The following is a 19,504-nucleotide window of genomic DNA, read 5'->3' as shown; positions in this document are numbered from 1 at the left end:
AGCTGATATTACCTGATACCCTTACAGCGCAATGCTACACCCGCCGTTCAGTTTTCAAACTGAATGATTTACCGCTGCTGGTCGCGGAAGCTTTCTTGCCGGCGATGGCTGAGCTTAAGGTGTTTGCCTGATGCTGGCACTGAAACAGGCGCACTGGCGTTACTATTTGCAACTTATGCGGCTGGAAAAGCCGATAGGCACCTATTTGCTGTTGTGGCCAACCTGGTGGGCGCTGTGGCTGGCGGCTGAGGGTGTACCACCACTGCACTTATTGTGGGTATTTACTGCCGGCGTTGTGCTGATGCGGGCGGCGGGTTGTGTGATTAATGACTACGCTGACAGACATTGGGATGGCGCTGTTGAACGCACCAAGCACAGGCCGCTGGCCAGTGGGGCTGTTAGTGGCACAGAAGCCCTGCAGTTGTTTGTGCTGTTGCTGTTGTTAAGTGCCAGTCTGCTGCTGTTCTTAAACTGGCAAACGGCGTTGCTGTCTTTAGTCGCGGTGGTGCTGGCGTCGGTTTACCCCTTTATGAAACGCTATACCCAGTTACCACAGGTGGTACTGGGCGCAGCGTTTAGCTGGGGCATGCCGATGGCCTTTATGGCCATTCAGCTGCAGCTGCCAGCCATACTTTGGCTGTTGTATTTTGCTAATTTGCTTTGGACGGTGGCTTACGATACCTATTATGCGCTGGTAGACCGGCCGGATGATGTGAAAGTAGGCATTAAATCGACCGCCATTTTATTTGGCCGTTTTGCCTTGCCTATTATTGCTTTGCTGCAATTGGCCTGCTTAGTGTTATTACTGTTGGTTGGCGTACTGGCAGAGCTGCACCCGGTATTTTATCTGAGTTTAGCCTTAAGTGCCGGCTGCTTCGTATATCAGCATAAGATTGCCAAACGCAGCCGCGAGGGCTGTTTTGCGGCATTTTTGCATAATCATTACGTTGGCATGCTGGTATTTGCCGGTATTGCCCTAAGTTACTTGCTCAAAGGATAAACGATGATCAACTTTAACCCGTTGCACAAACGTGGCTTACCACTGGTATTGAGCCTGCTGCTATTGTTCTCTGTCAGTCAGCCGGTGATGGCACAGCAGCAACCTGAGCAGTTTGAGCTGGAGCAGTTTGAACTGGTGCCGCTGCAGTTAGCACAGCAGACGGTACAGGTACAACTGGCTGACACACCACAGAAGCGGGCACAGGGCCTGATGTTTCAGCAAAATGCTGAGCCCGGCATGTTTTTGCTGTATCAAAAACCAACGGCTATTTCGCTGTGGATGGCCAATACCAGCATGGCGCTTGATGTCGCTTATATCACACCCGACTGGACTATAGCTCAGCTGGTACAGCTGGAGCCTTTTGACCAGACGCCGGTGCCGTCACCGGGGCCTATAATAGCAGCCCTGGAAATGCCACGTGGCTGGTTTGCCAGCCACGGCATAAAAGTTGGTGCTAAAGTGTCTATGCCGGATAAAAAAGCGACTGACAGTGCAAAATAAGCGTACTGACTAGTCAGTACGCTGACGTTTCGTGGTTAAGCTGGCAAACGGCGACGCAACAACAGAAAGTACAACACTGGCATCAGCAGCATAGATACCAAAGGTGCGGCAACCATACCGCCGAGCATTGGTGCGGCGATACGTTGCATCACTTCGTTACCGGCTCCGGCGCCGAGCATGATGGGCAACAGGCTGACAATGATGGTCAGCACCGTCATGGCTTTGGGGCGCACCCGCTGCACGGCGCCATGCATAATGGCCTGCCACAGCTGCTCGCGGTTCGCCGGTTGCAGCTCTTCAACCGCCCGCTTTAAGTACAATAACATCACCACCGCAAACTCAGCCGCCACACCACTGAGTGCGATTAACCCTACTGCAACCGCGACCGACAGCTGGTAGTCCAGCAGATACAATAACCATAGGCTGCCACTTAAGGCAAACGGCAATGATACCAGTACCAGGACCACATCACTGAAACGGCGGAACGTCAGATACAGCAACACGACAATCAGTAACAAGGTCACTGGCACCAGCTGCTGTAAGCGCGCACTGACGCGCTGCAGATATTCATACTGGCCGCCAATGCTGACAGTCACCTGGGGCGGGAACTGCTGCGTAGCAAGCAATTGTTGCAGATCGTTGAGGTAACGGCCGAGTTGGGTATCAGTCTGCAGGTCGATAAATACCCAACTGGTCAGGCGGGCATTTTCTGCCCGGATCATGACCGGACCATTATCTACGCTGATATCAGCAACCTGCTCCAGCAGTACAAAAGCCCCATCCCGGCTTTGCAGTGGCAGTTTGGCGATGTCATCCGGGTGACTGCGCAGTTCACGTGGGAAACGCAGGCTGATATCAAAGCGTTCACGGCCCTGAATGCTTTGCGCCACCGGCGCGCCGCCAATCGCATTGGCAACATACTGCTGCAGTTCAGTCAGTGTTATGCCATAGCGTGCTAACTGAGCGATATTGGGTGTAATGTTCAGATAAAGCCCGGATTCGGCGCGCTCGGCAAATACGGAACGGCTGCCGGGCAGCGCTTTTACTTTTTGCTCCAGCTGCGTTGCAACCTCGGACAAAACATCCAGATCCGGCCCGCTGACACGAATGCCCACCGGCGTTCTGATACCGGTAGACAACATATCTATGCGGGTTTTTATCGGTGGCAGCCAGGCATTGGTCAGGCCCGGTACCTGCACTACTGCATCAAGTTCAGCAATAATGTCAGCCAGAGTGAAACCATCGCGCCACTCGCTTTGCGGTTTTAACTTCACGCTGGTTTCGAACATTGTCAGCGGTGCCGGATCCGTTGCCGAATCTGCGCGGCCACTTTTACCCAGCACTGTGTCAACTTCAGGCACGGTTTTGATCAGCCGGTCAGTCTGCTGCAGCAGTTTGGCTGCCGTGGCCGGGCTTAGCCCCGGCACTGTGGTTGGCATATACAGCAAATCACCTTCAGCGAAAGCTGGCATAAACTCACTGGATAACCTTTGCCAGGGCAGGGTAGCAGAGGCCAGCGCCAGCAACGACAGCAACACCAGCGTTTTGGGAAAGCGTAAACACAGGCTAAGCACCGGCCGGTATAGTGCGACCAGCGTGCGGTTAAGCGGATTACTATGCTCTGATGGGATTTTTCCGCGCAGTAAGTACAGCATCAGCACTGGGATCAGCGTGACTGCCAGTACTGCCGCGGCGGCCATGGCGAAGGTTTTTGTGTAGGCCAGTGGCGCAAATAGCCTGCCTTCCTGCGCCTCGAGCAAAAACACCGGCATAAAGCTGACGGTGATCACCAGTAAAGAGAAAAATAACGCTGGCCCGACTTCAGTACAGGCATCAAGGATCACCTGACGAAACTCACTGCGGCTAAGCGTGATATTACCCGCGCGTGCCTGTTCCAGCTTTTTATGGCCATGTTCTACCATCACAATGGCAGCATCGACCAGAGCACCAATGGCGATAGCGATACCGCCCAGGCTCATGACGTTGGCACTGATATTCAACAGGTTCATCAGTAATATGCTGGCCAGCAGGGCCAGCGGTAGGCTGATGACAGCAACCAGAGCCGAACGCACGTGCAGCAAAAATGCCAGACACACCAGCGCGACGACGGCCATTTCTTCCAGTAACTTGTTGCTAAGATTGCTAACAGTGTTTTCAATCAGAGTGGCGCGGTCATAGACGGTAACCATAGCCACACCCGAAGGCAGGCCGCTTTGTAGCTGGGCCATTTTTTGTTTTACCGCCGCTATGGTGCTTAACGCATTTTCGCCCTGACGCATGACTATGATGCCGCCAACAACTTCGCCTTCACCGTTTAGCTCTGCTATGCCACGCCGGGCCGCCGGTACGGTTTGTACTGTACCAACATCTGCCAGTGTCAGTGGGTAATCTGCGCTGTTGCGCACCCCCAGCGGCACCGCCGCCAACTGCTGTAGTGATTGAATATAGCCAGAAGACTGTACCAGCAGCTCTGTTTCTGCGACTTCTACCACGCTGCCGCCCCGCTGCTGGTTGTGGCTGTTAATTGCAGTAATGACCTGTTGCAGCGTGACATTGAATGAGCGCATCAGTCGCGGATCCAGCTGTAACTGATAGGTTTTCTTCATACCGCCTATACTGGCAACTTCCGCCACCCCAGCCACGCTTTGTAGCTCTGGTGTCAGATAAAACTGCTGCAGACTGGTGAGCTGTTCCAATGACTGACTGCCGCTGCTGTCGGTCAGCGCATACTGGAATATCCAGCCAACACCGCTGGCGTCCGGGCCAAGCGTGGCGTTGGCACCTGCCGGCAGGGTCACGGTTTGCAGGTATTCCAGTACCCGCGAACGTGCCCAGTATGGATCTGTACCATCTTCGAAAATAACATACAGGTAGCTGTCATTAGGCATAGAAAAGCTGCGTACGGCTTTGGCTTTGGGCACCGCTAACAAGGCTGTCGATAGCGGATAGCTCACCTGTTCTTCTATGGTTTGTGGCGTCTGGCCGGGGAAACTGGTTTTGATAATAACCTGCACATCAGACAAATCTGGCAGCGCATCGAGTTTCAGCTGCTGACTGGCCTGATAGCCGAACAGTGCCAGTGCCAGCGTGCTTATCAGCACCAGCAATGGGTTTTGCACCGACCAGCGGATAATCGCTTTAATCATTGATGCTGCTCCTAATGCTGATGCGTAGCGGTGCTGACGGGGAGCTGGCTTAAGCCTGCTTCAGCATCCAGCAGGAACTGACCGGAAACCACTACTTGCTCACCCTCAGCCAGGCCGGATAATACCTGCACATAGCCCTGTGCACTGTTGCCTGTAGTGATCTTGCGTACGCTGAAGTTGTCGCCTTCTTGCACAATCACCCGGCTGCCAGTACCGGACAGCAACACTGCGTCACGCGGCACGGCCAGTACATCTTTCAATGCGCCGCCATACAGTCTTACCGGCAGCAACATATTCGGCTGCAGCTGTTGCTGCGGGTTGTCCAGCGTCATTCTGACTTTGCTGGTACGGCTTTGCGCATCCAATGCCGGGTAGATAAAATCGACCTGGGTCTCAATACCTGAGATATGCTGCGATGGAATATCCACTTCAGCTGCCATACCCTGCCTGAGCCAGCTTTGCTGTGCCTCCGGTACATCTGCCGTGAGCCAGACTTGCTGCAGGCTGGTGATTTCCATCAGGGTATCGCCCGGGCGGATATACATGCCGTCGCGCACATTTAACATGGTAACGACACCATCCTGATGTGCGTAAACGGTGATTTGGTACTGGCTCTGGCGGCTTTGCTGCAATTGTTTGATGTCCTTGTCGGTCAGGCCCAGCAAACGTAAGCGGGTTTCTGCCCGCTGCAGCAGGTTAGCGCTGCGGCTGCCATTTTGCTGGCTGACGGATAACGCTTGCAGGTAGTCATCCTGCGCTACCAGTAAGTCCGGCGCATAATAGCTAAACAGCTTTTCCCCGGCACGGACACGCTGCCCCAGGCTACGCACATACAGCTGTTCTATCCAGCCTTCAGCGCGTATATGGCTGTGGTGAATAGCATCTTCCGGGTACTGCACCTGAGCGAAGGTTTCAATAAAACGCCATAAGGTTCTTGGTTCGGCCGTTGCAGTGCGGATGGCCAGCGCCTGTTGCATGGCACCGTTCACCTGTACCTGTGCGTCCCTGGGGGCTGACTTGGCAACCAGTGTCATGCCGCATATCGGGCAGTTACCGGGTTCCGGCTGCTGAATGTGGGGATGCATTGGGCAGGCATATACCTGTGCCGGTTGTGCTAACACGCTGTTGGCAACGGCGGTGTGCTGCGGAGCAAGGCTTTTAGACTCAATGTCCTGTGCTGTATCGCCGTGTATATCATGTTGATGGGTGTCGTGCTGCTGTGCAGATAAGCTAAGCGCTGAGACTGACAACAGCCAGGCGAAATAATGTGCGCGCATAATGTTTCCTGAAACAAGTTAAACCGGCTGTGCCAGTAGCACAGCGAACCAGAATGTAACCGGATCAGGCGTTTATAGGCGGCGGAGACTCTTCGGCAAACAGCCACAGCGGTAAATCTGTGGTGTGGCGGGTGATGACATTGTCGGGGCGGATATAGCGGAACAGTTCTGCTGCAAGTAAAGCACCCGACGTCGCGCAGTGTTTGGCACAGCAGTCTGCACTGCACTGGTGTTGCATCTGCTTACAGCAGTTATCGCTACTGTCGTCAGCGATTTTTGCAGCGCTGGTATGGCATGGCATATCACTGTTGTCAGCGTTGGTATCGTGTTGATGCTGCATACTTTGCATGACAATCGCATCTGCCAGGCTATAAGCATGGGCTTGCTGCACCGATCCGGTCAGGCCGGAGAGTGCCAGAGCTAACAGTAATAAATAACACAGTACGCTACGCATGACGGCTATCATAAGCGTTTTAACTGGCCGGATCCAGCACGCCGTTGATACTGGCGTTTTTGCGAAACCAGCCGGCTATGCTATACCGGGTGTCAACGGCAGGTAGCACGGCATGCGGGAAGCGTTCGCTTTCGAAGATGATAAGGCTGCCGGCGGTTGGCAAAAACCGGTCTATCAGTTGGTCATGTTCACTGTACAGTTCCAGCTCACCGCCCTGATGAACACTGTTAAGGTAACTAACCGTCGTCAGCACCCGGTTGGAGCGGCCGCTGAATGCATCGACATGCTTTTGATAATAATCGCCACTGCGGTAGCGGGCAAAGTGACATTCAAAATCAAACAAGCCAAGAAAGCAGCGCCGGTTAAAGGCTTGCTGCAGCTGTGCCATTAATGCCAGATACTGCTGCTGGGCTGTGCTTTGGCCATCAAACCATTGTGTGGCATCGCGGCGGATCTGCTGATTAAGCTGAAAATCGTTCTGACGGCCGATACCTGCTGGTGTCAGCTCGGCTTCGTGTTGTGCCTCATGTAACAGAGCAGCATTAAGCTGTGGGCTGAGAAAGTCCGGCAGCCAAACCCAGCCATGCGAATAAAAGGCGTCGATAATAATATCGAAATTCAGCAGGTCAGAGCTTTGTACAGAAGCAGGCATAAAGGTGTTTACCCGGGTAGAGGTTGCGAACTGGCACAGCGCTATTGTCGCCGAAAAGTTTATAGCAACAAAGTAGAATTTTACTACGCGGCTGGTTAAACCCAACCGCGCAGCGTGACCTCAGCGATATCTCAGAACTGGTAGGTGCTGGCTTTGGTCAGCAGGTCTTTGGCTTTAATTTTGCCGGTCATGCACTGGTTAATATCCGACTTTTTCATCACCCAGTAATAACGGCCGTCGCTACCGCGGTTGTTAACCTGCAGGCTGACATATTCTGTGTCTGGCATGTCGCGCAGGCTGGCGCCGTAGTCACACAGGATCTGGCTGAACTTCTCGCCGACTGTTTTCACCATGGCAGCGGTTTGTTTTTGCTGCTCGGCAAGCTGTTTGTTGCGCTGCTCTTCCAGTTGCTGGCGACTGGTCGCAGCTTCTTTTTCCGCTTCGGCCAGCTTTTCTTTTAATAGCTTGGCCTTTTGTTGCAGCATTGCCAACTCCTGTTGCTGCTCTTTATCCAGTTTACTCATCGATTTGTTAAACTCGATATCGCGCAGGTCGCGCTCAACGTCGCGCAGCTCACGCTCAATAGCGCGTTGCTTTTCAGCAATACGATAAGTGTAACGGCTTTGCTGCTTGATCTGCTCGGCCATATCCTGCGCCGCTTCGGTCAAACGTTCAATTTCGTCTGTGTCGATTTCAAACTCAAAGTCACCTTCCGGCAATGGCGGTACCGGCGGAATTGGCGCCACCGGGGCAACGCCTGAACCGGTAAAATGAAACACATGGCGGCCGCTACGCACTGCATTAGCCTGAAACAGTAACCCCTGACCGGTCAGGTAGCTGTATTGCATGGATGACAAGCGGCTGTTTTCATCTTCTTTAAACGCTGTTTGCAATATTGTTTGCAGGATATCGGCATTCTTCTTTAATGCCGGGCTGATATCCGCTGCCAGTGCTGGTATGACTGCCAGTGTGGCCGCGAGGGCTGTCAGATAAATTGGGGTACGACGTAATGCTTTCATGGTTTTACCGCTCCGGTATTAGTTGGGCTTAAGTAATAGCTGTCAGTTGGGCGATAGCCCGCCTGCATCGGTTGATAGTTTTCCTGCCAGTATTGCCAGTCGGCCTGACGTTGCTGATTCAGATATTCCACCAGTTGCAGCATGTCGCTACGTTGGTCACGTTGCAGTTCATCCTGCAGATAGTCTTTAAGCAGGATCAACTGCGAGCTGGTGTTCTGTTGTTGAAAATCCAGCTGTTGTGCCAACCACTGCTGTTGTTCTTGCTGGTAATTGACCAGTGCTTTGTTGACTGCTGTGTCTATCTCTTGCTGGCTGTTGTGCCAACTCAGCGTCAGGCTGCCATCCTGAAGTTGCAGTTGTGCCGGTGACAGGCTGATCAGCATTGCTGCGCAGGACAGTGCCAGACTGATTTGCGGCCACCAGCTGCGCTGTGGCTTTGCTCTTTGCCACTGGTTGGCGAACATGTTAACGGTGTCTATCTGAGGTACTGCATCAAATTCCGGTTTGGCGGCATCTGAGCGCAGCGCGGCAGTATTTTGCATTCTGGCCAGCCAAACAGCATCGTGCTGCAAGCGTTCCTCACATGCGTCAGTGCTGATTTTGCCATCGAGCCAGTCTTCAAAAGTTTGCTGATTGTTCGACATGGTCGTCCTCCAACTGCAGGCGCATCTTATCCAGCGCGGCATAAAAACGGGATTTAACGGTATTGCTGGAAACAGCCAATTGGCTGGCAATCTCGTCAAACGTAAACTGTTGATAAAACTTCAGCTCAAGCACCAGCCTTTGCTCTGGTGGCAGGCTGCGTAACTGTTGCTGTACCTGGCGCTGCTGTTGCTGATTAGCCAGCTGCTCTGCCAGGGCCGGGGCATCGTCGGCTATGTCAGCCAGTGTCTCGTCACCGTCACTGTATTTTCTGCGGCGCAACATATCCATGGCGCGGTAATTAGCGATACCAAACAGCCAGCTTTTAAAACTACTGTCTCCACGGTACTGGCCGAGATTGCGACATAGCACCATCAGCACATCCTGCAGCAGATCATGTGCATCCTCTTTAGAACCCAGCAGCCGCAAACCAAAATAATACAGGCTGCTCTGATGGCGGCTTACCAGCTGTTGCCAGGCGTGCTGGTCGCCGTGCAGTGCTTTGGCTATCAGGTTTTCATCACTTCGTTTGAACACGATATTGTTTTTCTCTGTGGTATTTGTCTGTTAAGTCGTAGCGGCTTAAAAATTAGTTTGCCAGTTCTGAATATTTTTTATTTTATTTGAGCTGGTTGTTGGCAAAGCACGTAATGCTAGTGAAAAGTGGAGGATTTATGCAGAAAAGATACAGCGTAGTGGCTTTGCTGGCAGTGATGCTAAATGGCTGCAGCCAGTCAGTGACGGAGTACCAGAATGAAAGCCCCGAACTTCAGCTGAACCAGTTCTTTCAGGGCACAGCTAAAGCCTGGGGAGTATTGCATAACTGGCAAGGTAAACAAAGCGTCCGTTTCAGTGCTGAACTCTGCGGTGAGTGGCAGGGCGGGCAAGGCCATTTGTACGAGCTGTTTTATTTTAGCGACGGCCGGGTAGAGCAACGTCACTGGCAGCTCGAGCAGCATTCTGATGGTCGCGTCAGCGGTACTGCAGGCGATGTTGTCGGGCTGGCAGCAGGGCAGTTGGCTGGTAATGCACTGTATTGGGAATACACACTGCGCATTCCGTATGATGACGATACGCTGGATGTCACGGTAAAAGACTGGATGTATCTTGTCGATAACGAAAACCTGATTAACCGCAGTACGCTACACAAATTTGGTCTGCAGGTGGCTGAGCTGACGTTGTCGATACAGCAACAAAATAAAAACGCCGGCTGTGCGGCGTTAAAACAAAAAATTCAGCAAGAGGTGCCTCAGTCTGTTTGAGTACTGAGGGCACACCTTAACTGTCAGGGCTGAGCAGTTGCTTTGCGGGTGGGGTATTGCTGGAAAATTAACCCCACTACCTCTGAGATAGCCTGCTTGGGATTGTCCAGATCTGACTTTTTCAACGTACCTTCAGAGATCCCTTCCCAAACCAGTTGCTTTTTTGCTGCGTCTACTACGTCGATATTTACCGTGCCATATTTGTAGCGAATGGTGTCTACATCACTGGTATATAACGGGAAACCGGCATAGATACCGCGGCGGTAGCCATAATACCCATACTGGAAAGTGGCACTGGGGGTTGTACGGACATCCGTTCTTGTTTCAACGTTTGAATTAAAATTAATCAGTAAATCAGCATTGTTTTCGCTGTACTGGTACCCCAGTGCTATCATTTCGGCACTGATAGCATCTTTAAAATGCTGTGTCACCAGCGTAGCGTAGCCAGCTTTGTCTGTTGCCGGCTCAGCCATAAAAGAAAAGGTTTTATAGGCTGAGAAGTTGGTATTGGCGGCGGCGTCTGAACGTACCTTAGGCCCTGTGGCACAACCGGCTATCAGCAATGCCGCTGCTGCGGTACAGACCATCAGTAATTGTTTGATATTTTTGCGTAACATACACATCTTCCTGCGTTTAATCCGGATAGGCATCGCGTATTGCGAGAAACGCATCCAGATTGTTTAACAATATATCCGCCAGAGCCGGGTCAAACTGTTGACCACGTTCCTGGCGGATAAGTTCGATAATTTCTGGCAGCGGCCAGGCCTTCTTATAACAACGATCGCTGCCCAAAGCGTCAAATACGTCTGCCAGAGCGGTAATCCGTCCAGCAATATGGATGTCTTCTTTGGCTAAGCCTTGCGGGTAGCCTTTACCATTCCATTTCTCGTGATGCTGGTGGGCAATAATGGCACCCATCTGCAGGATCTCGTTAGTTGAATGTTGTAAAATCTGGTAACCCAGCTCGGCGTGTTGCTGCATAATGACCCATTCTGCAGCATCATGCTTACCTGGTTTGTTCAGAATATGATCCGGAATAGCAATTTTACCCAAATCATGTAGTGGCGAGGCTAACTTTATTTTCTCTGCCTCATATTCAGTTAAACCATAATGTATTGCCAGTAAGTAGCTGTAGTTTGCTACCCGTTTTACGTGGCTGCCGGTCTCTTTGGATCTTTTTTCTACGGCTTCACCGAGTATATACGCTAATTCGCGCTGAGACTCCCGCATCAGTTCACGCAGGCGGATGTTTTCATAAGCAATAGCGATGTTGTGCGAGAAGTAGCTCAATAGCTGATGATCGGTTTGCTCCAGTTTGCTGCCTTTGCTGACATAGAGAAAGTTTTCACTACCGTTCTGGGTACTGAAGTAGCCAATAAAACAATCATCGGCGTAGTAAGATTGTTTGTCCCGTTGCACCTGCTGCATTTTTGCCACGATGTCATCTGGCAAGCCGCCGCCTTTTAACGGGTTACTGCTGGCAATCACATCCAGCTCCAACTGGTTTTGTTGCGCGCTGTTAATAGCGGCACAGCAGTAAATTTGTTCCCGCTCCAAGCCGAGTAAAAAAGCTACTTGCCCGAGGATTAAGGATGCAAATTCCCGCAGGGTGCTGCAGCGTAAAAAACTGGTGGTGCAGCCGATAATTTTTTCCAGACCGACTCTGTGCTGCTCAATAAAACAGATATCCCGGTATGAGCGCAGCCCGGCATACAGCATGGTCTTAAGCTTAATGGCCGTAACTTCGGTTTTATTTTTGTAGTCATTGATATCATAGTCGCGGATAACATGTTCTTCCGGCGCTTCACCAGGTTGGCCGGTGCGCAGAATCAGCCGCATACGCTGGTTTTTAATGTGCTGGCGAATAGTTTTAACCAACTCCAGGCCGGCATGCTGGGTTTCCATCACGACGTCGATAATGGCCAGCGCAATATCAGGGTGTTGCTCAATAAGCTGCTGTGCTTCTCGGGCACTTTTGGCGTGTAACAATTGCAGCGGCCGCTGTTCAAACTCAAAGTTATTCAGCACCAGACTGGTGATCTGATGAATGCTCTCATCATCATCTACCACCAGGACCTGCCATGGCACAGCGTTACTGTCAGTGTGCGGACTAATGGTGTCAGCAGCATCATCATTGAATAAAAAGTCATTACTACTCATACATCTGCCCGCCGCTCTGTCAGCCGTTTTGTAGTGATTCAAGTTCTATATTTATCGCGTCACAGGATATCTGAATTTCATATAAAGAATAGAGCAGACTGACTAATAAGCTAATCAGGCTGATGACAAACAGTAACTGGCCGGCGGTCTGCCATAACATAAACAGGCAAAACATCGCGGCGGTGCACAATACAAAGCTAAACACACCAAAAGCCTGCATGGTTTTTATCAGTACGATACGTTTGCGCAGATTGGAGATCTGCCTTTTGGCCATCTCTCGTACGTTTTCGCCTTCGCGTTGATTTAATTCACGAATCAGCTGTGCCAACACCAGAAAGCGGTTGGTGTACGCCAGCAGAAGCAACGATATTGCCGGGAACAACAGTGCTGGGGTGGTCAGGTTCATCATGTTTAAGTTCCTGTTATGAGAAATTAAATTGCTAAAAGCTCAAAAGTATCAATAGCGTTAGCTATCGGTGACAACTCATATTACACTAAACATCGGCATAGTATGCTACAGCCTGAATAACTGCTAAGGTAGGGCTGTTGACGTACTTATCTGATCACGACGTAGCGCCTGTGTTTGGTTAACAGAGCCGCTGCCGCAGTATAGCGAGAGCTGATAATGAATGCAGTGAAGAAAAACAATAATAAAAACGAGCAGCAAGTTATTGCCGATTTAACACAGGCGGCGCAGCAGCAACTGGAAGCGAGTCTGGTTGATTTTTCAAGCCAATTATTAAACCTACAGCAGCAACAGTTGCAACAGTTTGCAACCAGTGTGCTCTCTGATTCACAGAAGCAGTGGCAGCAGCGTTTGATAGAGCAAGAGCAGGCCTACCAGAAGCTGTTTAAAGACTGGCAGCAGACGAAACAACAACTCGACTTAGCGATACCGGTAGCCAGTGCAGATAATCAGGAACTGTCGAAATTACGTCAGCAACACAGCGTGATAAATGCTGAGCTGGAAAATGCCAATGCAAAACTGAGTGCCGCGCAGCAGCATTACAGCGCGCAGACTGAGCAGCTCGAACAGCTACAGAAACAGCTGGCAGAGCTTCAGCAGACTGCGGGCGTTGATCCACAAGCTGAGGCAAAGCTTAAACAAGCCGAACAGAATATTGCTCAGTTGCAACAACAATTAGCTGCATCAGAAGCTGATGCAGAACAGGCTAAAGCCGCAGTGCATGAGATGAAACTGTCGCTGCAGCAAAGTAAAACAGAGCTAAAACTAGCGACAGAGCAACAGCAAAAGCAGTTGCAGCAAGTTAACGACATGCAGGCTGAGCACGAACAACAGTTAGCACAACTGCAGCAACAGCTGGATGCACAGACACAAGCGCTGGCAGAGGCCAAAGAGCGGACCGGAGCGGTTGAGTCTGCGCAGCAGGAAAAACTGCAAATTATTGCCCAACTGCAACAGGAAGTGCAGGACCGTAAAAAAACGCATGAGTTACAGCAGCAAAAAATTCAGCAACTGCAACAGGAAATCGCCACTCAGGCTGAACAGCAGCAACAGTGGCAGGAACAGCTCAACGAATCACAACAGCAACTTGCTGATGCCCAGCAACAGTTAGCAGCAATGCAGGATGAGACCGGTGGCTTGGGATCAGAGCTGACCAAGCTGCAGGCAGATTATGTCAATCTGAACGAGCAGTATCAGCAAAGTCAAAACAGACAGCAAAAGCTGGAAGCTCAGCTTGAGCATGCCCAGAACCGGCAGTTCGCTGCTGAACAAAAGCAGCAGCAGGAAGCTGATAGCAGCCGTGAGTTAATCCGTACGCTTCGCACCGAGCTGCAGCAACAGCAGGAAGCGCACCAACTGCAGTTGCAGAGCATGGAAGAGCGCATGATGGAGTTCAAACTGAAGTTTGAATATGCGCAGAAGCAACTGAAGGTTACCAGCTAAATTGGAATTGCTGCACCCGTCTGACGTTCAACAATGGCAGCGGGTGTACCTTGCGGCTAACAGTTTTGAAGCCGGCTTGGTACGGGGGTTACTGCAAAGCGCCATAATTCAGGTTGATACGCGTGGTGAGTATCTGGCTGGCGCTGCTGGCGAATTACCGTTAAATGATATCGGCGTACAACTTTGGGTACCAGAGCAGCAATTTACTGCTGCACAGCGTATAATCGCGCAATATCTACAACAATTACAGCATGAACCTGCGCAGTGGCTTTGTCGGTGTGGCGAAGTGAACTACCAGAGTTTTGATATTTGCTGGTCATGCCTTCAGGAAAAAGATGAAATCAAAAGCGAATAACTTCCAGACGATGCGCGAGCTGAGCTTTTATCAACAGGCTGCTATTGCAGCAACGTTGCTGGAGCGCATGCTGCCCAATTATCAATTGTTTGCTGAGGTTACACAAACTGGTGATGCTGAATTGCCGCGGCATATTCTGACGTTAATTTGGGAATGGTTAACTGTAAAAAAGGCAAAGATAAACTTCGCCAAGTTGTCAGAAGAGCTTGAGGCTGTTACACCGGAAATAAGCCATTACGATATTTTCGGGGTTTACCCGGCAGTTGATTGTGCTACTGCGCTGGATATGATGTTAAGTGGTGTTTCCCAGCAGGATGCTGCTGAGTTTATTAATGTGGCAAAGATTTCCCAGGCCACTGTCGCGCGGCTTATCGAGCACGAAAGTATCGATGATGATATTACGACCGAGGCAGAGCTGAAGAAAATTGTGCGCGAGCACCCGTTAATGCAGTATGAAATGGATTGTCTGGCTGAGCTTATTGAACTGGTGACACCGCTGAAGCAATTTGGCCGTGAGGAGCGACAGCTACTGCAAGGCTGGGTAAAAGAGCAGGGGCTGACCAATCTTGGTATGGAGCTCGAACAGGATTAATCACACAGGCGCGGTAACTAACCGCGCTGATACAGCCTGTACGCCAGTTGGCCAGCGATTTTTTCTTTCAATAAACGCCAATTAGCAGGCAGTTGCGCGATTGTCAGTTCTTTTTCTGTTTCCAGATAAATCAGCGCTGTGTCTGTCAGCCAGTTATATTGCTCCAGTAACTGGCAGCAAGGCAGAGCCAGGTTTTTGCGAAACGGTGGATCAATAAACACGACGTCAAACTGTGTAGCTGTTGCATTGTTTAAGTAGCTTATACAGTCCTGCTGAACGACACTGGCATTGTTGCAATTGAGTTTACTGATGTTGTGTTGCAGTTGTCTGGCCTGAGCTGCTTCGCGCTCAATCAGGGTTGCACTTTTAGCATGGCGCGACAGCGCTTCAAATGCCAGGCTGCCACTGCCGGCAAAGCAGTCAAGCACAGTCGCGCCGTCGATATCATGCATCAACCAGTTAAACAGGGTTTCTTTTACCCGGTCAGTTGTGGGTCTTAGCCCTTCTGCGTCCAGCACAGCCAATTTTCGTCCACGCCATTGCCCGCTGATAATTCTGACTTCGCCGGGAGCACCCTGCTCGGCTGCCTGGCGTTTTGCCGGGTTGCCGGGGCGTTTTATTGCTGTTTTCACCTGTTTCATCTAATCCGTTTTGCCTTTAACACAAAGGTGTTAGTATAACGGCCAAGTTTACCTGAGTTTTTATCTGCATACACTTGGACTTATGAGCAAAAAAAATAAACTGTTTTCCTGGCTTGGTCTGGGTAAAGACGAGCCGCGGGAGCAAACGCCTGCGCCTGAGCAATCAGCACCGGTTACCGAGGTGGTTGACGAAACTGTGCAGCAAGATGCTGTAGAACCCGCAGACGTTGCCGTAGCTGAAAGCCAAACCGTTACTGCAACAGCTGCAGCGCAAACACCTGATTTGCCTGTTACTGAACCTGTTAAGCGAGCCGGTTTCTTTTCCCGCCTGAAGCAGGGCCTGGCAAAAACCAGCCAGAACCTGGGCGCCGGTTTGGCTGGCTTGTTTAGCGGCCGCAAAATAGATGATGAACTGTATGAAGAGCTGGAAACCCAGTTGCTGTTGGCTGACGTTGGCGTCGATACCACGCAGAAATTGATCCGTCAGTTGGAGCAGCATGCCGATCGTAAAGCATTGAAGGATTCTGCGCTGTTGTTTGATAAGTTGCAGCATGACATGGCTGCATTGCTGCAAGATGTTGAACAACCGCTTACTCCGGTAAACCCGGCTGGCCCCTTTGTTATTCTGATGGTTGGCGTGAATGGCGTCGGTAAAACGACCACGATCGGTAAGATGGCACAGCAGTTTAAGCAGCAGGGCAAGTCGGTCATGCTGGCCGCCGGGGACACCTTCCGCGCCGCAGCAGTCGAGCAACTGCAGGTATGGGGCGAGCGTAACCATATTCCGGTAATTGCCCAGCATACCGGGGCTGATAGTGCGTCGGTGATTTTTGATGCTTATCAGGCGGCCAAAGCGCGTAAGGTTGATGTGTTAATCGCTGATACGGCAGGCCGTTTGCAGAACAAAGCGCATTTGATGGAAGAGCTGAAGAAAATTGTCCGGGTACTGCAGAAAATCGATGCAGCAGCACCGCATGAGGTGATGCTGACATTAGATGCCGGGACCGGCCAGAATGCATTAAGTCAGGCTAAAGTGTTTAATGAAGCCGTACAACTGACCGGTATCAGTTTAACCAAGCTGGATGGTACGGCAAAAGGCGGGGTGATTTTCGCTATTGCAGATCAGTTTAAGCTGCCGCTGCGCTATATCGGTGTGGGCGAAGGTATTGATGATTTACGCGTATTTAACAGTCAGGACTTTATCCGCGCGTTGTTTAGCAGGGAAGTATAAAGATGCTTGAGTTCGATCAGGTCAGTAAAAGTTATCCGGGTGGCTTTGTCGCGCTAGATAGAGTGAGTTTCAAACTGGAGAAAGGCGAAATGGCTTTTCTGACCGGGCACTCTGGTGCCGGTAAAAGTACCTTGCTGAAGCTGATTAGCCTGATTGAACGCCCGAGCGTGGGCCGGGTATTGATTAACGATGTAGACCTTAGCCGTATCCGCCGTGCGCATATTCCTTATGTACGTCGTGATATCGGCATTATTTTCCAGAATCACCGTTTGTTAATGAATCATACGGTATTTGACAATGTTGCTCTGCCACTGGTGATTGAAGGTTTCAGTGGTAAGGACATGGTAAAAAGGGTGCATGCCGCGCTGGATAAGGTTGGACTGCTGGATAAAGTGCGCTGTCTGCCGCATACGTTATCGGGTGGTGAGCAACAACGGGTGGGTATCGCCCGCGCTGTGGTAAACAAGCCGCCTTTATTGCTGGCCGATGAGCCCACCGGTAACCTGGACCCTGACTTATCCAAAGATATTATGCAGGTATTTGAAGCCTTTAATCAGGTAGGGGTGTCGGTGCTGGTAGCGACACACGATCTGGGACTGGTCGCCCGGATGAAGTACCGCACGCTGACACTCAGGCAAGGCAAAATGATTAATGATGGCTTGCTGCAGTATGAGGAAGCCCCGCTATGAGTATTTTGTTTTCCGGCCGTGTCAGCAGTGGCGCGTCTGAGCATAAACTGGGGTTAGGCCGGCGTTTTGTGATGTTCTGGGTAAATCATGTGCGTCAGGCATTATTCAGTTTAGGCGAGCTTTGGCGCACGCCATCAGCGTCCATTCTGACGATAGGCGTATTAGGTGTAAGCCTGACACTGCCTGCAACCTTGCATTTGCTGGTCAAAAATGTGCAGCAGGTTAGTGACAGTTTTACTCAGGCAGCAGAGATCAGCCTATTTATCCGTGAGGACTCCAACGCTACTCAAATCAGCAGCCTGCAAAAAATTCTGCAGGCCGACAATGACATTGCCAGGGTAACCCACATCAGTAAGCAACAGGCGCTGGCAGAGTTTGGCGCTGTCAGTGGTTTTGGCCCGGCGCTGAATTATCTGACGGATAACCCTTTGCCTGATGTGTTATTGGTATTGCCGAAAAATACCAGTGCAGACAGCGCGCGCCAGTTGTTGGAGCGGTTATCAAAAGAGCGGATTGTAGAGTTTGGTAAGCTTGATATTGACTGGCTGACCCGGCTTGATGCAATTGTCAGTTTGTTACGCCAGGCTGTATTGGTCATAGCGGTGCTGCTGCTGGGTGCAGTGCTGTTAATCATCGGCAACACCATTCGCTTATCTATTATGAATAAGAAAGACGAAATAGAGGTGATGAAGCTGGTAGGCGCAACCGATGCCTTTATTCAGCGGCCATTTTTATACAGCGGTATCTGGTATGGCGTTTTTGGTGGTTTACTGGCATTTCTTATTGTTGAAGCCATGCTGTGGTGGTTGCAGGGCGCTATTGTCAGTGTCACATCGCTGTATGACAGTGAGTTTAACCTGATGTCACTGAGCATGAGCGAGTTTTTTAGTCTGATGCTACTGGCGGTACTGCTTGGCCTTAGCGGTTCTTACCTGTCAGTGCGGCGCCATATCAGTGCCATTGAACCTACCGGCCCTTAATAGCATTTAATTATTACATCTGAATTTTTAGAATAAGCAGATCTAAAAACTGCCGCAACTAAAATTAGCACTCTCTGTCAAAGAGTGCTAATATCGTTTCACTTAGTTTAGGACAGGACACAAAAATGAGCGATTCAGCAGAAATGATGTCGTTACCGGTAGCCGCCAGCAGTAGTCTGGAAGCTTACACTCATGCTGTCAGTTCCATTGCTATGCTCAGCGCAGAAGAAGAGCGTAGCCTGGCCGAGCGCCTGCATCAAAATGGTGATTTAGAAGCTGCCCGTCAATTGATTATGTCGCACCTGCGTTTTGTCGTACATATTGCCCGCAGTTATTCTGGTTATGGTTTGCCGGTGAGTGATTTGATTCAGGAAGGTAACATCGGTCTGATGAAAGCGGTTAAACGCTTCGACCCCAGCGTGGGTGTGCGCCTGGTATCGTTTGCTGTGCACTGGATTAAAGCCGAAATTCACGAGTATGTGTTGAAGAACTGGCGCATTGTTAAAATTGCCACGACCAAAGCTCAGCGCAAACTGTTCTTTAACCTGCGTAAAGCGAAAAAGCACTTAGGCTGGTTTAATCAGGAAGAAGTGAAAAACGTAGCTGAATCACTGGGTGTGGCAGAGCATGAAGTACGTGAGATGGAAGCACGTATGAGCAACTATGATATGCCGTTTGATGCGCCGGATGAAGATGACGAAGCCGCGTACACTGCACCGGTATATTATCTGGAAGATAAAGCCTCAGACCTGGCGCACCGGGTAGAGGAAGATCAGTGGGACAATGCTGCAACAGACAGGCTGCAGGCGGCTATGCGTACACTGGATGACCGTAGTCAGGATATTATCCGCGCCCGCTGGTTAGATCATAACAAGTTGACCCTGCAGGAGCTGGCAGATCGTTACAATGTATCTGCAGAACGTGTGCGTCAGCTTGAGAAAAACGCCATGAAGAAGTTACAGGCGGCGATGAGCTAACTTTAATTTATAAAATA

General features: G+C 50.8%; 21 protein-coding genes. 10 read left to right on the top strand and 11 right to left on the bottom strand.

The window, feature by feature from the left end:
- The first annotated feature begins 130 nt into the window (after positions 1 to 130).
- Together ubiA and VIN66_RS14660 are read left to right on the top strand one after the other, a co-directional pair.
- Positions 131 to 1,000, top strand: coding sequence for a 4-hydroxybenzoate octaprenyltransferase (gene ubiA / locus VIN66_RS14665; RefSeq protein ID WP_331924674.1), 870 nt, complete (start codon positions 131 to 133; stop codon positions 998 to 1,000).
- A 3-nt stretch (positions 1,001 to 1,003) separates the two neighbouring features.
- The gene (locus VIN66_RS14660) at positions 1,004 to 1,501 is read left to right on the top strand and encodes a DUF192 domain-containing protein (protein WP_331924673.1); all 498 of its coding nucleotides are present in this window, start codon (positions 1,004 to 1,006) and stop codon (positions 1,499 to 1,501) included.
- A gap of 35 nt (positions 1,502 to 1,536) precedes the next feature.
- Here the strand turns inward: VIN66_RS14660 and VIN66_RS14655 are convergent, their stop codons facing one another.
- The 7 genes from VIN66_RS14655 to VIN66_RS14625 form a co-directional block, all read right to left on the bottom strand.
- Positions 1,537 to 4,647, bottom strand: coding sequence for a CusA/CzcA family heavy metal efflux RND transporter (locus VIN66_RS14655; protein ID WP_331924672.1), 3,111 nt, complete (start codon positions 4,645 to 4,647; stop codon positions 1,537 to 1,539).
- An 11-nt stretch (positions 4,648 to 4,658) separates the two neighbouring features.
- Entirely contained in the window at positions 4,659 to 5,924 is a 1,266-nt protein-coding gene (locus tag VIN66_RS14650) for an efflux RND transporter periplasmic adaptor subunit (RefSeq protein WP_331924671.1), read from the bottom strand.
- Positions 5,925 to 5,988: 64 nt separating this feature from the next.
- Positions 5,989 to 6,378, bottom strand: coding sequence for a hypothetical protein (locus VIN66_RS14645; protein ID WP_331924670.1), 390 nt, complete (start codon positions 6,376 to 6,378; stop codon positions 5,989 to 5,991).
- Between the two features lie 19 nt (positions 6,379 to 6,397).
- Complete coding sequence (locus VIN66_RS14640) at positions 6,398 to 7,030, bottom strand: 2OG-Fe(II) oxygenase (protein ID WP_331924669.1); 633 nt, start codon at positions 7,028 to 7,030, stop codon at positions 6,398 to 6,400.
- A 131-nt stretch (positions 7,031 to 7,161) separates the two neighbouring features.
- Entirely contained in the window at positions 7,162 to 8,049 is an 888-nt protein-coding gene (locus VIN66_RS14635) for a hypothetical protein (protein WP_331924668.1), read from the bottom strand.
- Complete coding sequence (locus VIN66_RS14630) at positions 8,046 to 8,693, bottom strand: hypothetical protein (RefSeq protein WP_331924667.1); 648 nt, start codon at positions 8,691 to 8,693, stop codon at positions 8,046 to 8,048. The genes VIN66_RS14635 and VIN66_RS14630 overlap by 4 nt, the downstream gene beginning before the upstream one ends.
- Entirely contained in the window at positions 8,668 to 9,228 is a 561-nt protein-coding gene (locus VIN66_RS14625; RefSeq protein WP_331924666.1) for a sigma-70 family RNA polymerase sigma factor, read from the bottom strand. The genes VIN66_RS14630 and VIN66_RS14625 overlap by 26 nt, the downstream gene beginning before the upstream one ends.
- Before the next feature lie 137 nt (positions 9,229 to 9,365).
- Between VIN66_RS14625 and VIN66_RS14620 the strand changes: the two genes are divergently transcribed.
- Entirely contained in the window at positions 9,366 to 9,953 is a 588-nt protein-coding gene (locus VIN66_RS14620) for a DUF3833 domain-containing protein (protein ID WP_331924665.1), read from the top strand.
- Positions 9,954 to 9,976: 23 nt separating this feature from the next.
- On the opposite strand, the gene VIN66_RS14615 is transcribed toward VIN66_RS14620, so the two are convergent.
- The 3 genes from VIN66_RS14615 to VIN66_RS14605 are packed head-to-tail and all read right to left on the bottom strand — an operon-like array spanning position 9,977 to position 12,522.
- The gene (locus VIN66_RS14615; RefSeq protein ID WP_331924664.1) at positions 9,977 to 10,570 is read right to left on the bottom strand and encodes a DUF4136 domain-containing protein; all 594 of its coding nucleotides are present in this window, start codon (positions 10,568 to 10,570) and stop codon (positions 9,977 to 9,979) included.
- 16 nt (positions 10,571 to 10,586) lie between these two features.
- Entirely contained in the window at positions 10,587 to 12,113 is a 1,527-nt protein-coding gene (locus tag VIN66_RS14610) for a DUF3369 domain-containing protein (RefSeq protein WP_331924663.1), read from the bottom strand.
- Positions 12,114 to 12,132: 19 nt separating this feature from the next.
- Entirely contained in the window at positions 12,133 to 12,522 is a 390-nt protein-coding gene (locus VIN66_RS14605) for a DUF2721 domain-containing protein (RefSeq protein WP_319004171.1), read from the bottom strand.
- 216 nt (positions 12,523 to 12,738) lie between these two features.
- Here VIN66_RS14605 and VIN66_RS14600 point away from each other — a divergent pair, with 216 nt between their 5' ends.
- From VIN66_RS14600 to VIN66_RS14590, 3 genes are read left to right on the top strand one after another with little or no spacing between them, the layout of a single operon-like run.
- Positions 12,739 to 14,022 carry a hypothetical protein gene (locus tag VIN66_RS14600; protein ID WP_331924662.1) on the top strand — a complete coding sequence of 428 codons (1,284 nt, stop codon included), beginning with the start codon at positions 12,739 to 12,741 and terminating at the stop codon, positions 14,020 to 14,022.
- A gap of 1 nt (position 14,023) precedes the next feature.
- Positions 14,024 to 14,377 (top strand): DUF2007 domain-containing protein, encoded by a 354-nt coding sequence (locus tag VIN66_RS14595; protein WP_331924661.1) that lies wholly within the window; start codon positions 14,024 to 14,026, stop codon positions 14,375 to 14,377.
- The gene (locus VIN66_RS14590) at positions 14,358 to 14,969 is read left to right on the top strand and encodes a YjaG family protein (protein ID WP_331924660.1); all 612 of its coding nucleotides are present in this window, start codon (positions 14,358 to 14,360) and stop codon (positions 14,967 to 14,969) included. Before VIN66_RS14595 ends, VIN66_RS14590 begins: the two co-directional genes overlap by 20 nt.
- A gap of 17 nt (positions 14,970 to 14,986) precedes the next feature.
- Here the strand turns inward: VIN66_RS14590 and rsmD are convergent, their stop codons facing one another.
- Positions 14,987 to 15,610, bottom strand: a complete 624-nt coding sequence (gene rsmD, locus VIN66_RS14585; protein ID WP_331924659.1) for a 16S rRNA (guanine(966)-N(2))-methyltransferase RsmD — start codon at positions 15,608 to 15,610, stop codon at positions 14,987 to 14,989.
- A gap of 82 nt (positions 15,611 to 15,692) precedes the next feature.
- Between rsmD and ftsY the strand changes: the two genes are divergently transcribed.
- The 4 genes from ftsY to rpoH all read left to right on the top strand — a co-directional run bounded on the left by ftsY (position 15,693) and on the right by rpoH (position 19,487).
- Positions 15,693 to 16,841, top strand: coding sequence for a signal recognition particle-docking protein FtsY (gene ftsY, locus VIN66_RS14580; RefSeq protein ID WP_331924658.1), 1,149 nt, complete (start codon positions 15,693 to 15,695; stop codon positions 16,839 to 16,841).
- A 2-nt stretch (positions 16,842 to 16,843) separates the two neighbouring features.
- The gene (ftsE, locus tag VIN66_RS14575) at positions 16,844 to 17,530 is read left to right on the top strand and encodes a cell division ATP-binding protein FtsE (RefSeq protein WP_331924657.1); all 687 of its coding nucleotides are present in this window, start codon (positions 16,844 to 16,846) and stop codon (positions 17,528 to 17,530) included.
- Positions 17,527 to 18,510, top strand: coding sequence for a permease-like cell division protein FtsX (gene ftsX, locus VIN66_RS14570; protein WP_331924656.1), 984 nt, complete (start codon positions 17,527 to 17,529; stop codon positions 18,508 to 18,510). The genes ftsE and ftsX overlap by 4 nt, the downstream gene beginning before the upstream one ends.
- A gap of 125 nt (positions 18,511 to 18,635) precedes the next feature.
- Entirely contained in the window at positions 18,636 to 19,487 is an 852-nt protein-coding gene (gene rpoH, locus VIN66_RS14565; RefSeq protein WP_134052044.1) for an RNA polymerase sigma factor RpoH, read from the top strand.
- Positions 19,488 to 19,504: the final 17 nt, after the last annotated feature.

Origin of the sequence: Rheinheimera sp. (assembly GCF_036568245.1) — a bacterium.
In the GTDB taxonomy this organism is placed as follows: Bacteria; Pseudomonadota; Gammaproteobacteria; order Enterobacterales; family Alteromonadaceae; genus Alishewanella.
This window is presented reverse-complemented; position numbering and strand designations above follow the sequence as displayed.